The organism is Streptomyces sp. NPDC085866, assembly GCF_044541035.1.
Taxonomy (GTDB): Bacteria; Actinomycetota; Actinomycetes; order Streptomycetales; family Streptomycetaceae; genus Streptomyces.
In genome coordinates this window covers 228,120-240,765 of record NZ_JBITSQ010000004.1, presented here as the reverse complement: position 1 = coordinate 240,765, position 12,646 = coordinate 228,120, and the positions used below count along the sequence as shown (strand labels likewise).

9 protein-coding genes are annotated in these 12,646 nt (G+C 74.4%); 7 read left to right on the top strand and 2 right to left on the bottom strand.

What is annotated here, in order from left to right; genetic code table 11:
* Window positions 1-85: 85 nt before the first annotated feature.
* The 5 genes from ACIF83_RS11185 to ACIF83_RS11165 all read left to right on the top strand — a co-directional run bounded on the left by ACIF83_RS11185 (window position 86) and on the right by ACIF83_RS11165 (window position 6,726).
* Entirely contained in the window at window positions 86-2,863 is a 2,778-nt protein-coding gene (locus tag ACIF83_RS11185) for a SpoIIE family protein phosphatase (protein WP_399725626.1), read from the top strand.
* 70 nt (window positions 2,864-2,933) lie between these two features.
* Window positions 2,934-4,328 (top strand): AlkA N-terminal domain-containing protein, encoded by a 1,395-nt coding sequence (locus ACIF83_RS11180; RefSeq protein ID WP_399726289.1) that lies wholly within the window; start codon window positions 2,934-2,936, stop codon window positions 4,326-4,328.
* Entirely contained in the window at window positions 4,328-4,819 is a 492-nt protein-coding gene (locus ACIF83_RS11175) for a methylated-DNA--[protein]-cysteine S-methyltransferase (RefSeq protein ID WP_399725623.1), read from the top strand. Before ACIF83_RS11180 ends, ACIF83_RS11175 begins: the two co-directional genes overlap by 1 nt.
* A gap of 38 nt (window positions 4,820-4,857) precedes the next feature.
* A complete protein-coding gene (locus ACIF83_RS11170) occupies window positions 4,858-5,403 on the top strand; it encodes a hypothetical protein (protein ID WP_399725620.1) in 546 nt (181 codons plus the stop codon).
* A gap of 120 nt (window positions 5,404-5,523) precedes the next feature.
* Window positions 5,524-6,726: an SGNH/GDSL hydrolase family protein gene (locus tag ACIF83_RS11165; RefSeq protein WP_399725617.1), complete on the top strand. Its 1,203-nt coding sequence runs from the start codon at window positions 5,524-5,526 to the stop codon at window positions 6,724-6,726.
* Window positions 6,727-6,730: 4 nt separating this feature from the next.
* On the opposite strand, the gene ACIF83_RS11160 is transcribed toward ACIF83_RS11165, so the two are convergent.
* Together ACIF83_RS11160 and ACIF83_RS11155 are read right to left on the bottom strand one after the other, a co-directional pair.
* On the bottom strand, window positions 6,731-7,213 hold the full coding sequence (locus ACIF83_RS11160) for a DUF456 domain-containing protein (protein WP_393473205.1): 483 nt from the start codon (window positions 7,211-7,213) through the stop codon (window positions 6,731-6,733).
* Window positions 7,214-7,249: 36 nt separating this feature from the next.
* Complete coding sequence (locus ACIF83_RS11155) at window positions 7,250-8,239, bottom strand: helix-turn-helix domain-containing protein (RefSeq protein ID WP_398138360.1); 990 nt, start codon at window positions 8,237-8,239, stop codon at window positions 7,250-7,252.
* Window positions 8,240-9,065: 826 nt separating this feature from the next.
* Here ACIF83_RS11155 and ACIF83_RS11150 point away from each other — a divergent pair.
* Entirely contained in the window at window positions 9,066-10,523 is a 1,458-nt protein-coding gene (locus ACIF83_RS11150; RefSeq protein WP_399726286.1) for a protein phosphatase 2C domain-containing protein, read from the top strand.
* Window positions 10,524-10,592: 69 nt separating this feature from the next.
* Entirely contained in the window at window positions 10,593-12,335 is a 1,743-nt protein-coding gene (locus tag ACIF83_RS11145) for a pyruvate dehydrogenase (RefSeq protein WP_399725613.1), read from the top strand.
* The last annotated feature ends 311 nt before the right edge of the window (window positions 12,336-12,646 follow it).

The window sequence follows — 12,646 nt, the reverse complement described above, 5'->3', positions numbered from 1 at the left end:
CGGGTGGCTTCGGCGCCCGCCAGGAACCGCAGTGCTCCAGCACGGGCGGCACGTCCGTTTCCTGCCTCTGATGTAGAAATAGACCATGAAGAGGCGTTTCGGCCTGTTCGGGGTGCGGGACGCTCCCGCCCCTGCCGAGGCGTCCCCGGTCGCCGCGGGGCGGCCCCGCCGTCCGCCGTCGGGTCTGCGCAGTGTCGCGGGACAGATGTTCGTCCTGCAGCTCGTCATCCTGCTGCTCGTCGGCGCGGCCGCCGCCACGGTCCTGGTGCTGCAGGCCCAGCAGGCGAGCCTGACCGGGGCGCGGGAACGCTCGCTCGTCGGTGCCGAGAGCTTCGCGAACGCCCCCGGCACGCTCGACGCGATGCGCTCCGCCCACCCCAGCGCGCTCCTGCAGCCCCGCGCCGAGGCAGCCCGCAAGGGCTCCGGCGTCGACTACGTCGTCGCGTTCAGCCCGGCCGGATACCGCTGGACCCATCCCGACCCGCGCCTGATCGGGAAGCGCGTGAGCGGCACGTACCGTGAGGCGCTCGCCGGGCATCGGTACACCTCGACGTTCGAGACACCCGTGGGCCGGGCGGTGGACTCCACCGTCCCGGTCCTCGACAGCCGCGGCAAGGTCGTAGGGCTCGTGTCCGTCGGCATCACGGTCCGCAGCGTGCACGCGCGCGTGGCGCAGCACCTGCCGCTCCTGTTCGCCGCCGCCGGTGCTGCGCTGCTGCTCGCGACCACCGGATCCGGACTGGTGAGCCACCGGCTGCGACGACAGACCCGGGGTCTGGACCCGGCCGAGCTGCGCCGGATGTACGACCACCACGACGCCGTACTGCACGCCGCCCGTGAGGGCGTGCTCATCGTCGACGAGGACGGATGGCTGCTGCTCGTCAACGACGAGGCCCGGCGCCTGCTCGACCTGCCCGAGGACGTGCGCGGCCGGCGGGTCACCGACCTCGGCCTCGAACCGGACCTCGCCGCACTGCTGGCCGGCGGGCAGCGCGCCACCGACGAGGTCCGCGAGGCCGGCGACCGGATGCTCGCGGTGAGCGTCCGGCCGACCGCGCCCTACGGCGGCCCGCCCGGCAGTGTCGTCACGCTGCGGGACACGACCGAGATGCGGGCTCTGACCGGCAAGGCCGCCGAGGCGGAGCGGCGGCTGCGCCTGCTGTACGACGCCATGACCGGGATCGGCACCACCCTCGACATGGAGCGGACGGCGGAGGAACTCACCCGGTTCACCGTCCCCCGGTTCAGCGACTACGCCAGCGTCGACCTGGTCGACTCGATCCTGCGGGGCGACCACGAGCCGGAGGGCACGATGGTGCGGCGCACCGCCCTCACCGGCCTCCGCCAGGACCATCCGCTGTACCCGGTCGGCACCCTCATCGACTTCGGCTCCGAGACCCCGCAGGCGATCGGCTTCGGCACCGGAGAGCCCGTACTGGAGGCGCACCTGCCCGACCTCACCGGCTGGCAGGAGCAGGATCCCGTCGACGCGCGCCGGATCATCGAGTACGGCCTCCACTCGATGATGGTGATCCCGCTGCGCGCCCGCGGCATCCTCATGGGCGTGGCCAGCTTCTGGCGCTCCGAGCGGCCCGAACCCTTCGAGGAGCAGGACGTGGCGGTCGCCGAGGAACTGGTGGCCCGGGCCGCCCTCGCCATCGACAACGCACGCCGCTACACCCGCGAGCACACCACCGCCGTGACCCTGCAGCGCAGCCTGCTGCCGCGCGGCGTCCCCGAGCAGTCCGCGCTCGACGTGGCCTACCGCTATCTGCCCGCGCAGGCCGGGGTGGGCGGCGACTGGTTCGACGTCATCCCGCTGCCGGGTGCGCGGGTGGCGCTGGTCGTCGGCGACGTGGTCGGGCACGGCCTGCACGCGGCCGCCACCATGGGCCGGCTGCGCACCGCCGTGCACAACTTCTCCGCCCTCGACCAGAGCCCGGACGAACTGCTGGCGCACCTGGACGAGCTGGTCAGCCGGATCGACAGCGACGAGACTGGCGAGCAGGACGGCAGCTCGGCCATCACCGGGGCCACCTGTCTGTACGCCCTCTACGACCCCGTCGCCGGCCGGGTCACGGTCGCCCGGGCCGGCCACCCCGGGCCCGCCCTCGTGCTGCCCGACGGCACCGCCGACTTCCCCGACGTGCCCGTCTCCCCGCCCCTGGGCCTGGGCTTCGGCATGCCCGTGGAGGCGCGCGAGCTGATCCTGTCCGAGGGATCACGGCTGGTGCTGTACACCGACGGGCTGGTGGAGGACCGCGACCGGGACCTCGACACGGGCCTGGAACAGCTGCGCGCCACACTGACCGGCACGACGGGCCGTACCCCGGAGGAGACCTGCGCGGACATCCTCGGCGCGGTGCTGCCGGCCCGGCCGAGCGACGACGTGGCCCTGCTGGTGGCCCGCACCCGGCTGCTGGACCGCGACCGCATCGCCGACTGGGAGGTGCGCGCCGATCCGGCGGCCGTGGCCCCGATCCGCGCCGCCTGCGCCCGCACCCTGGACACCTGGGGGCTCACGGACATCGGGTACACCACCGAACTGATCCTCAGCGAGCTGATCACCAACGCGATCCGGTACGGCTCCCCGCCCATCCGGGTCCGGCTGCTGCACGACCGCAGCCTGATCTGCGAGGTCTCCGACGGCAGCAGCACCGCCCCGCACCTGCGCCGCGCGGCGGACACCGACGAGGGCGGCCGCGGCCTGTTCCTGGTCGCCCGGCTCGCCACCCGCTGGGGCACCCGCTACACCGCCCGCGGCAAGGTGATCTGGGCGGAGCTGCCCCTGCACGAGGACCGTCAGGAGCCCGCGCGGACGGCCGACGAGCTCCTGGACCAGTGGGACGACTCCGCCCCCTAGGCCGCCGCCCAGCTGCGCGTCCGATTTCCGCCAGCCCGCCCCGCCGCCACGCCTCACACTGGAACACGTGATGGACGAGGACACCAGGTACGAGGCGGTGCGCAGCCGGGACGGGCGGTTCGACGGAGCGTTCTTCTTCGCCGTCGCCACGACCGGGATCTACTGCCGGCCCAGCTGCCCTGCGGTCACCCCGAAGCGGCGCAACGTGCGGTTCTTCCGGACGGCCGCCGCCGCGCAGGGCTCCGGCTTCCGGGCCTGTCGGCGGTGCCGGCCGGACGCCGTGCCCGGGTCCGCCGAGTGGAACGTCCGCGCGGACGCCGTCGGCCGGGCCGTGCGCCTGATCGCCGACGGGATCGTGGACCGCGAGGGCGTCGCGGGCCTCGCCTCCCGGCTCGGCTACAGCGCCCGGCAGGTGCAGCGCCAGCTCACCGCCGAACTCGGCGCCGGACCCGTGGCGCTCGCCCGCGCCCAGCGGGCGCACACCGCCCGAGTGCTGCTGCAGACCACCGAGCTGCCGATCACCGAGATCGCGTTCGCGTCCGGGTTCGCCAGCGTGCGGCAGTTCAACGACACCGTCCGCGAGGTGTACGACTCCACGCCGACCGAGGTACGGGCCGCCGCACCACGGGGCCGGGGCACCCGCCGGGCCACCCCGGGCGCGGGCATCCCCCTCCGGCTCGCCTACCGCGGCCCGTACCAGGCCGCCGCCGTCTTCGACCAGCTGGCCCGGGAGGCCGTACCCGGCGTCGAGGAGGTGAGCGGCGCCCCCGGCGGTCGCACCTACCGGCGCACCCTGCGCCTGCCGTACGGCACCGGGCTCGTCGCCGTCGAGGAGCGCACCCAAGGGCCGAAGGCGGGCGGCGGCACGCATCCGGGCGGCTGGCTCGACGCGCGCCTGCACCTCACCGACCCACGGGATCTGACCACGGCCGTGCAGCGGCTGCGGCGGCTGTTCGACCTCGACGCCGACCCGTACGCGGTGGACGAACGGCTCGGCGCCGACCCGCGGCTCGCCCCGCTGGTCGCCGCCCGGCCCGGACTGCGCTCACCCGGCGCCGTCGACCCGCTGGAGCCCGCCGTACGGGCGCTGGTGGGCGTGGCCGGAGCGGAGGACCTGGTCCGCCGGTACGGCAAGGCACTCGACGCCCCGTGCGGCAGCCTCACCCACCTCTTCCCGGAGGCCGCAGCCCTCGCCGAGGCCGGCCTGGGCGGACCGCTGGGCGCGCTGGCCGCCGCCCTCGCCGACGGCACCGTGCGCCTGGACCCCGGCGCCGACCGCGACGCCGCCCAGGAGGGGCTGCTCGCCCTGCCGGGCCTGGCCCCGTCCGCCGTGGCCGCCCTGCGCGCCCGCGCCCTCGGCGACCCCGACGTGACTCCACCCGGAGTGGACGTACCCGACAGCTGGCGGCCGTGGCGTTCCTACGCCGCCCAACATCTGCGCATCACAGGAGAGTTGAGAGACTGATGGAAGCGACCTACTGGACGGGCGTCGACACGCCGCTCGGCCGGCTCCTGCTCACCGCGGACCCGGACGGCGCGCTCACCTCACTGTCCATGCCGGGCCAGAAGGGCGGACGCAGCGTCCTGGACGGCCGGCGACACGACCCCGGCCCCTTCCGCGCGGCCGAGGAACAGCTCATGGCCTACTTCGCGGGCGAACTCAAGGAGTTCCACCTGCCGTTGCACACCCACGGCACCGAGTTCCGCGAGCGGGTCTGGGCCGCACTCGACTCCGTACCGTACGGCGCCACCACCACCTACGGCGAGATCGCCGCCCGCATCGGCGCCCCGCGCGCCGCCGTCCGCGCCGTCGGCGGAGCCATCGGCGCCAATCCCCTGCTCATCGTGCGCCCTTGCCACCGGGTGATCGGCGCGGACGGCTCGCTGACGGGGTACGCGGGCGGACTTGAGCGCAAGGTGTGGCTGCTGACGCTGGAGGGCGCGCCGTCGGCTTAGGGTTTCCCTTTCGGGACAGGGAAGACGGGGGGCTCCGGATGACCGACACGGCCAGGACCGGGTGGTGGAATCTGCTGCCGGCCGGGATCCGCGGACAGGTCGACGGGTACGTGCTTCAGGACGCCCGGCTGCAGGCGGTCCGTGTCGTTCGGGAAGTGGGACGTGCGCACGGTCTGGGGCTCACCGAGGCCCAGACGGTCGCCCACGACCGCTACCTCCACCACGGCGACAGGATCGCCCGCACCCCGGACAGCCCCCTCGACCTGGAGTCGCTGGCCGCCCGTGCGGCCGGCTGCCCCGGACGCGTCCTGGCGATCGAGGCGGTCCGGGACGGCGACACCACGCACGACTGGTTCGTGGATCTGCTGGCCGTCACCGCCGAGCCCACCGGCGAGCAGCGGCTGGTCACCATCTACCGGAGCACGGCCGTAAGGCACTTGGGAGAGCACGAGGATCACGGCCCGCTGCATCCCTCGGCGGCGGCCACCAGGGCAGGCACGGCCCTGGCCGCCCGTCTCTCGGTCCCCTTCCACTTCGCGAGCCCCGACAGACCGGACGACCAAGCACCGCGATGGCGGCCCTGAGCGTCCGCCGTGTCTGACGCCCTACGCCGAGCGGGTGGACCGGTGCGGATGTTCCGGCGCCCCGGGGCGGGCGTGTGGGACGGTCGCCTGCGACGGGCACGGGGAAGGGCGGGCGCAGGCATGGGCAAGGTCGGACGGGTCCTCGTGGCGCTCCTGTTCGCAGTGCTGCCCGGCACGACGGCGACGGCCGTCGCCCAGCCCACGACGCCGGTGTGGAGCGGCAGTTGGGAGACGGCGCCCTCCGGCACCGCATCGGCGCTCCCCGGCGCCGCCGTCCGCAACGTCGTCCACCTCAGCGTCGGCGGCACGGCCGTGCGGATCCGGCTCAGCAACCGGTTCGGCACCGCGCCCCTGCAACTCGGTGCGGTCACGGTCGCGCTGCGCCGGGGCGCCGGAGCGGACGCGGTGCTCGGCAGCCTGCGCACCGCCACCTTCGGCGGCGCCCCGACGGCCGTCGTCCCGGCGGGACAGGACCTGGTCACCGACCCGGTCCAGCTGCCCGTACCGGATGCCGCCGACCTGCTGGTCACCGTGCTCACCCCGGTCGACTCCGGGCCGGCCACCTACCACCGCACCGCCCTGCAGACCAGCTACCTCGCCCCCGCCGGCGCAGGCCACGCGGCCGACGAGGACGGCTTCGCGTACACCACGGCCATCGCCTACTGGTACTACGTCACCGGCGTCGACGTCCTCGGCACCGGCGCCGGCAGCGTCGTCGCCTTCGGTGACTCCCTGACCGACGGCACCGGCTCCACCGCCGACACCAACCAGCGCTGGCCCGACGGGCTCGCCCGGCACCTGCGCGACGACCGGCTCGGCGTCCTCAACGCCGGCCTCGCCGGCAACCGCCTGCTGCGCGACGGCGTCGGACCGAGCGCCCTGGCGCGCCTGGACGCCGACGCCCTGGACCGGTCCGGGGTGCGGGCCCTGATCGTGTTCGAGGGCATCAACGACATCAAGGGCACCCCCGAGGCGAACGACCCCGCCGCCTTCGCCGCCGCGTACCGCACCCTCGTCGCCCGCGCCCACGCCCGCGGTATCCGGGCCGTCGGCGTCACCCTCACCCCCTTCGGGGGCTACTCCGCGTACACACCGGCCCGCGAGGCGGTACGGCAACAGGTCAACGCGTTCATCCGCACCGGCGGCACCTTCGACGCGGTCGCCGACGCCGACGCCGCCGTACGCGACCCGGCCGCCCCCGAACGCATCCTGCCCGGGTACGACCCCGGCGACCACCTGCACTTCAACGACGCGGGAATGGGCGCGGTCGCCGACACCGTGACCGGCGCCCTGGCCGGCAGCGCCGCGGCCGTCGCCGGCTGACCGGTCAGCCCCACAGCACCGCACCCAGCCATGCCCCCGCGATCAGCAGACACGCGAACAGCTCGGCGAGCACGCTGGAGCCGCCCGAGCGCATCGTCGTGCGCAGCGCGGCCATCGCCTCACCGTGCCGGCCGAGCCGCAGCCGCTCGTGCAGGTAGATCCCGGCCATGAAGCCCGGCAGCGCGCCCACCACCGGGATCAGGAAGAAGCCCAGGAGCGCGCCGGCTCCGGCGTACACCGCCGTGCGGGGAGTGGCGCCGCTCGCCCGCAGCCGGCGCGGCGGCAGCGCCCGGCGCACCACCAGCGACAGCAGCAGCACCCCGGTGGCGCCCACCAGAACTCCCCAGGCCACCGGCTGCGGGTCCTTCAGCGCCCACCACAGGACCGCGGCCCACACCAGCCACGACCCCGGCACCCCGGGCACCAGCACTCCGCACAGGCCGAGCACCAGGACCACGCCGACCAGCAGGAGTTCCCACGCTCCCATCTGCCCAGAGTGCCGGAGGACGCAAGAACCCGCAGGTCACCGGGAGCCTTCGCGGGACACCCAGCCGCGCTCGTAGGCCTGCCAGCCCAGCTGCAGCCGGGTCGTCACCCCGGTCAGCTCCATCAGCCGCTTCACCCGGCGCTGTACGGTCCTCAGGCCCAGGTCGAGCTGCTTGGCCACGCTCGCGTCGGTCAGCCCGGCCAGCAGCAGCGACAGCACCTCCAGGTCGGTGGCGTCCGGGCCGTCCGGCTGCTGCTCGCTCACCCCGGACGCGCCCAGCCTGAGCGGCAGCGCCTCGCGCCACACCGACTCGAACAACCCGGCCAGCAGCTCCAGCAGACCGCTCGCGTGCACCACCAGAGCGGCCGGCTCGGCCGTCCGCGAGGTCAGCGGCACCATCGCGAGGGAGCGGTCGGCGACCACCAGCTTGGTCGGTACCCGGTCCACCACCCGCACCTGCTCGTCCCGGCCGAGCGCGGCCGTCAGCTCGGTGAGCCCGTGCGGCAGGTCCAGCACCGCACGCTCCACCACCACCCGGTAGCGGACCCCGCGTCCGGCCGCCTGCTCCTCCGCGTCGTTCTCCGTCCCGGAGACCACCACCGGATTGCCGGTGACCAGCGCGCACACCTCCTCGGCGGCGCCCAGCTGGAGCTGCAGGAAGCGCTGGGCGACCGCCGAGGCGCCGGTCACCACCTCCACCAGGTCGTGCACCTCCGGCTCGGCCGCTGCCGCCCGGTACTCCTCGGCCAGCAGCGCCGCCGCCAGCTCCGCCTTCTCCAGCTCGTGCCGCTGCTGGGTGAGCAGCGCCCCCAGTGCCACCCCGGGCGGGGCCGCCACCCAGCGGCCCGGCCGCGCGGGGGACTGGGCCGCGAGGCCCTGCCGCTCCAGCCGGCGCAGCGCACGCTCGGTGTCCGGCTCGGCCAGCGACAGGCGCCGGGCCAGATCGGCCACCTCGGCGGCACCCGCGGACACCAGTGCCCGGTACGCCGACTCGTGCGTCTCGTCCAGGCCTATCGCTGCCAGCATCGACCCACGTCCCTCCCCTGAGAACCAGCCGTCCACGCCGTACGGCCTGGCGGAAAACGGCCACGGCGCAAACCCGCCGCCGCCCATCATCGCCGTACCTCAGGTGACTCTGCCAAGGTGGGGGCACCGAAGGGCGCGGGGCCGTGCGCACGGCTCACAGCCGCGTCCCAGGAAACCAAGCCACAATCTGGCCATTCGACCGGTGCCCTCGGCGGCCCGGTCGTGCGAGACGGTGATCCGGGCCCGTGCGTGCGCGAGCGCACGAGGGGATGCGGGGCCGGGTCACTTCCGATGTCGCCGGGCGGCCCTCCCGTGGGGGGTGGGGTCGCCCGGCGGCCATCAACCTCCGTTCCTCGTACGGCCGTTCGCTCTGTCCCTCGACACGCCGTTCGAGACGGCCACGTGCGCCGGATTTTCCTGATGCCCCGTTTTCATCCGGCCCGAGGGGTGGACAATTAGGGGCATGAGCCAGCAGGGGGGTAGGCCCGCCCGTCACGAGGACGACTGGTGGGAGCAGCTGTACGACGACTCCACCGAGGACACGGGCCCCACGGCCGCACCCGACTCCCTGGACGACCGTTTCGCCTCGGCGAAGGACACGGTGGCGGGGCGGCCGGGCGGGACGACGGGGCACACCGGGGACACGACGCCTCGGACACCGAGTCAGGAGCCGCCGCACGAGCCCGCGGTACCACCACAGCGAGCCGCGCCGCCTCCGGCCACCGCGGCACGCCCGGGCACCGCCGCGACCGGCGCACCACCCGGACGGCGCGCCCCCTGGGAACCCCCGCCCGCCGAACCCGCGGCACCGGCGGCCTTCCCACCGGTGGCGGGCGGCACCGGGGGCCGGACGGAGACGGGGCCTACATCGGCTCGGAGGGGCGATCCGAAGGCGACCGGAGCGTGGCCGCCCGGGGCGGACAGAGCAGACGGACGGGCGGATCCGGCGCCCGCACCAGCCCGCAACGCCGACCGTGAAGCGTCCGAGGCCTGGCCGCCCTTGGCGGGCGGCGCCGGGGATCGGGCAGAGGCGGCGCGCGCGTCGGCCCGGAGCGCCGGACCCGAAGTGCCCGAAGCCCCGCCGTCCGGGGCGGGGCGAACAGACCGACGGGCGGAGAAGGAGCCCGCACCCGTTCCCGGACCCCGATCGGCCTCCGGCGGCCGGTCCGCCGTTCCGCCCGAGCGTGCGCCCGCCCCCGAGGCGTCCGAGCGGCCCGAGGGGGCCAGGGCTCCCGGTGGTGCCTTCGCGAGCCCGCCTCCCGTGGCCACCCAGCTCGACCTCGCCGTCACCTCCGCTCCACCCCCTCCGTCCTCCGCCCTCGACTACGTCGGCTCCGGGCCCCCCACCTACGACCCCGAGCCCACCGCGCTCCCGGCCGCAGATCCGGACGAACTCGGTGACCTGGTCGCCGACACCGTGCTGGACGGTGCCCGGTACGGGGCCTGGACGTTGCGGGCCGTGTCGTTGCGGGGGGACTCGGCGCGGTACCGGGGGGAGCCGCGGCGGGACGCGCTGCTCACCGCGCGGTTCGGGGTGGGGGAGCAGACGCTGGTGCTGGTCGCGATGGCGACCGGCGCGCGGGCCACGCCGGGTGCGCACCTGGCGGCGGCCGAGGCGTGCTGGCTGATCGGTCGGGCCGTGGGCCGCACCCATCAGCGGCTGGCCGAGGACATCCGGGCCGCCCGCCGCGGCGATCTGAAGTCGGGGCTGCACCGGCTGACCGACCGCAGTCTGGGCAAGCTGCGCGCCAGCGCCGTCGAGCAGGGCCTGGACCCCGAGGAGTACTCGGCGAGCCTGCGCTGTCTGCTGCTGCCCGCCGACCCCGACTGCCGTACCCGGGTGTTCTTCGGTGTCGGCGAGGGTGGTCTGTTCCGGCTGCGGGACGGCGAGTGGCAGGACATCGAGCCGCGGGTGTCACCCGCGGACACCACCGGCGAACCCGTCCTCGGCTTCGGCTCCCCGCCGGCCGAGACCCCCGAGGGCGACCGCCTCACCATGGACCTCGGCATCCCGACCCCGCCGAGCCCGTACGAGCCGGCGCCCGAGCCGCCGCGCGAACCCTTCCGGTTCCGCGCCTCGGTAGCCCGCCCGGGTGACGTGCTGGTGATGGGTACCGGCGGGCTCGCCGACCCGCTGCGCGGCGAGCCCGCCTTCTGCGCCTACCTGGCGCGCCGCTGGTCCGGCCGCACCCCGCCCGGCCTCGCCGCGTTCCTGGCCGACACCCAGGTGCGGGTGAAGGGCTACTCCGACGACCGCACGGCGGCGGCCGTTTGGGAGGCGTAACCGCGGCCCCTGTGGATTGATGGAACGGGAGGGGCGGATCCCGGTACATCGAAGGGGCTGACGAGAGCCATGGCCAAGCAGAACGTCGCCGAACAGTTCGTCGACATCCTGGTCCGCGCCGGCGTACGCCGCCTCTACGGCGTCGTCGGCGACAGCCTCAACCCGGTCGTCGACGCGGTCCGCCGCAACTCCGCCATCGACTGGATCCACGTACGCCACGAGGAGACCGCCGCCTTCGCGGCCGGCGCCGAGGCCCAGATCACCGGCAGCCTGGCCGCCTGCGCCGGCTCCTGCGGCCCGGGCAACCTGCACCTCATCAACGGCCTGTACGACGCGCACCGCTCCATGGCCCCGGTGCTCGCCCTCGCCTCGCACATCCCCTCCAGCGAGATCGGCCTCGGCTACTTCCAGGAGACCCACCCGGACCGGCTCTTCCAGGAGTGCAGCCACTACAGCGAGCTGATCTCCAGCCCCCGGCAGATGCCCCGGCTGCTGCAGACCGCCATCCAGCACGCGGTCGGCCGGAGCGGGGTGAGCGTGGTCTGCCTGCCCGGCGACATCGCCGCCGAACCCGCCCCGGACAAGGCCCCCCAGAGCGCCCTCGTCACCTCCCGGCCCACCGTGCGGCCCGGCGACGTCGACATCGACAAGCTCGTGGAGATGATCGACGCGGCCGGCAAGGTCACCCTCTTCTGCGGCAGCGGCACGGCCGGCGCGCACACCGAGGTCATGCGGCTCGCGGAGCGCGTCAAGTCGCCCGTGGGGCACGCCCTGCGGGGCAAGGAGTGGATCCAGTACGACAACCCGTACGACGTCGGCATGAGCGGCCTGCTCGGCTACGGCGCCGCCTACGAGGCCACCCACGAGTGCGACCTGCTGATCCTGCTCGGTACCGACTTCCCGTACAACGCCTTCCTGCCGGACGACGTGCGGATCGCGCAGATCGACGTACGCCCCGAGGTGCTCGGCCGCCGCTCCCGGCTCGACCTCGCCGTGTGGGGCGATGTCCGCGAGACCCTGCGCTGTCTTCTCCCGCGGGTGCGGGAGAAGACCGACCGGCGCTTCCTCGACAAGATGCTGAAGAAGCACGCCGACGCGCTGGAGGGCGTGGTCAAGGCGTACACGCGGAAGGTCGAGAAGCACGTCCCGATCCACCCCGAGTACGTGGCCGCCGTCCTGGACGAAGTCGCCGACGACGACGCCGTGTTCACCGTCGACACAGGCATGTGCAACGTATGGGCCGCCCGCTATGTCTCGCCCAACGGCCGCCGCCGGATCATCGGTTCCTTCTCGCACGGCTCGATGGCGAACGCGCTGCCCATGGCGATCGGCGCCCAGTTCACCGACCGGCGCCGGCAGGTCGTCTCCATGTCCGGGGACGGCGGATTCGCCATGCTGATGGGCGACTTCCTCACGCTCGTGCAGCACGACCTGCCGGTCAAGGTCGTGCTGTTCAACAACTCCTCTCTCTCCATGGTCGAGTTGGAGATGCTGGTGGCGGGCCTGCCCTCGTACGGCACCGCCAACACCAACCCCGACTTCGCCGCCGTGGCCCGCGCCTGCGGTGCCCACGGGGTGCGGGTGGAGAAGCCCAAGCATCTCGCCGGGGCGCTGAAGGACGCTTTCCGCCACAAGGGCCCGGCCCTGGTGGACATCGTCACCGACCCCAACGCCCTGTCCATCCCGCCGAAGATCAGCGCCGAGATGGTCACCGGGTTCGCGCTCTCCGCCTCGAAGATCGTGCTCGACGGCGGGGTCGGCCGCATGCTCCAGATGGCCCGCTCCAATCTGCGGAACGTCCCGAGGCTCTGAGCGGGCCGACCGGAGCGATGGTTTCCGGCCAGTTTCGTGCCGGGTGACGGCTCGTCGGCCTCCGCTGCAGGACGGCCGAGCCGTGCCGCGGTGGGGCGTGCGTGACGTCGTACGGCGGGCTTGGCGGGTCCGGCGCGGGTGCGGGGGTGCCGGAGGGTCGGCCGGGCGGCCGTACGGGGGTGGCCGAACAGGCGGCCGTCGGCCGACCGCCATGCGTGCCCACAGGACCGTTGGGCATGGATTGCCGTGTACGTGTTCGATCAGGAGGGGCAGGTCCGGCAACGTGCAGGCGGGGGTCATGAAGAGGCAGG

Coding starts and splice junctions, on each gene's coding strand:
- ACIF83_RS11185 (WP_399725626.1), top strand. CDS start 86: ATGAAGAGGCGTTTCGGCCTGTTCGGGGTGCGGGACGCTCCCGCCCCT.
- ACIF83_RS11180 (WP_399726289.1), top strand. CDS start 2,934: ATGGACGAGGACACCAGGTACGAGGCGGTGCGCAGCCGGGACGGGCGG.
- ACIF83_RS11175 (WP_399725623.1), top strand. CDS start 4,328: ATGGAAGCGACCTACTGGACGGGCGTCGACACGCCGCTCGGCCGGCTC.
- ACIF83_RS11170 (WP_399725620.1), top strand. CDS start 4,858: ATGACCGACACGGCCAGGACCGGGTGGTGGAATCTGCTGCCGGCCGGG.
- ACIF83_RS11165 (WP_399725617.1), top strand. CDS start 5,524: ATGGGCAAGGTCGGACGGGTCCTCGTGGCGCTCCTGTTCGCAGTGCTG.
- ACIF83_RS11160 (WP_393473205.1), bottom strand. CDS start 7,213: ATGGGAGCGTGGGAACTCCTGCTGGTCGGCGTGGTCCTGGTGCTCGGC.
- ACIF83_RS11155 (WP_398138360.1), bottom strand. CDS start 8,239: ATGCTGGCAGCGATAGGCCTGGACGAGACGCACGAGTCGGCGTACCGG.
- ACIF83_RS11145 (WP_399725613.1), top strand. CDS start 10,593: ATGGCCAAGCAGAACGTCGCCGAACAGTTCGTCGACATCCTGGTCCGC.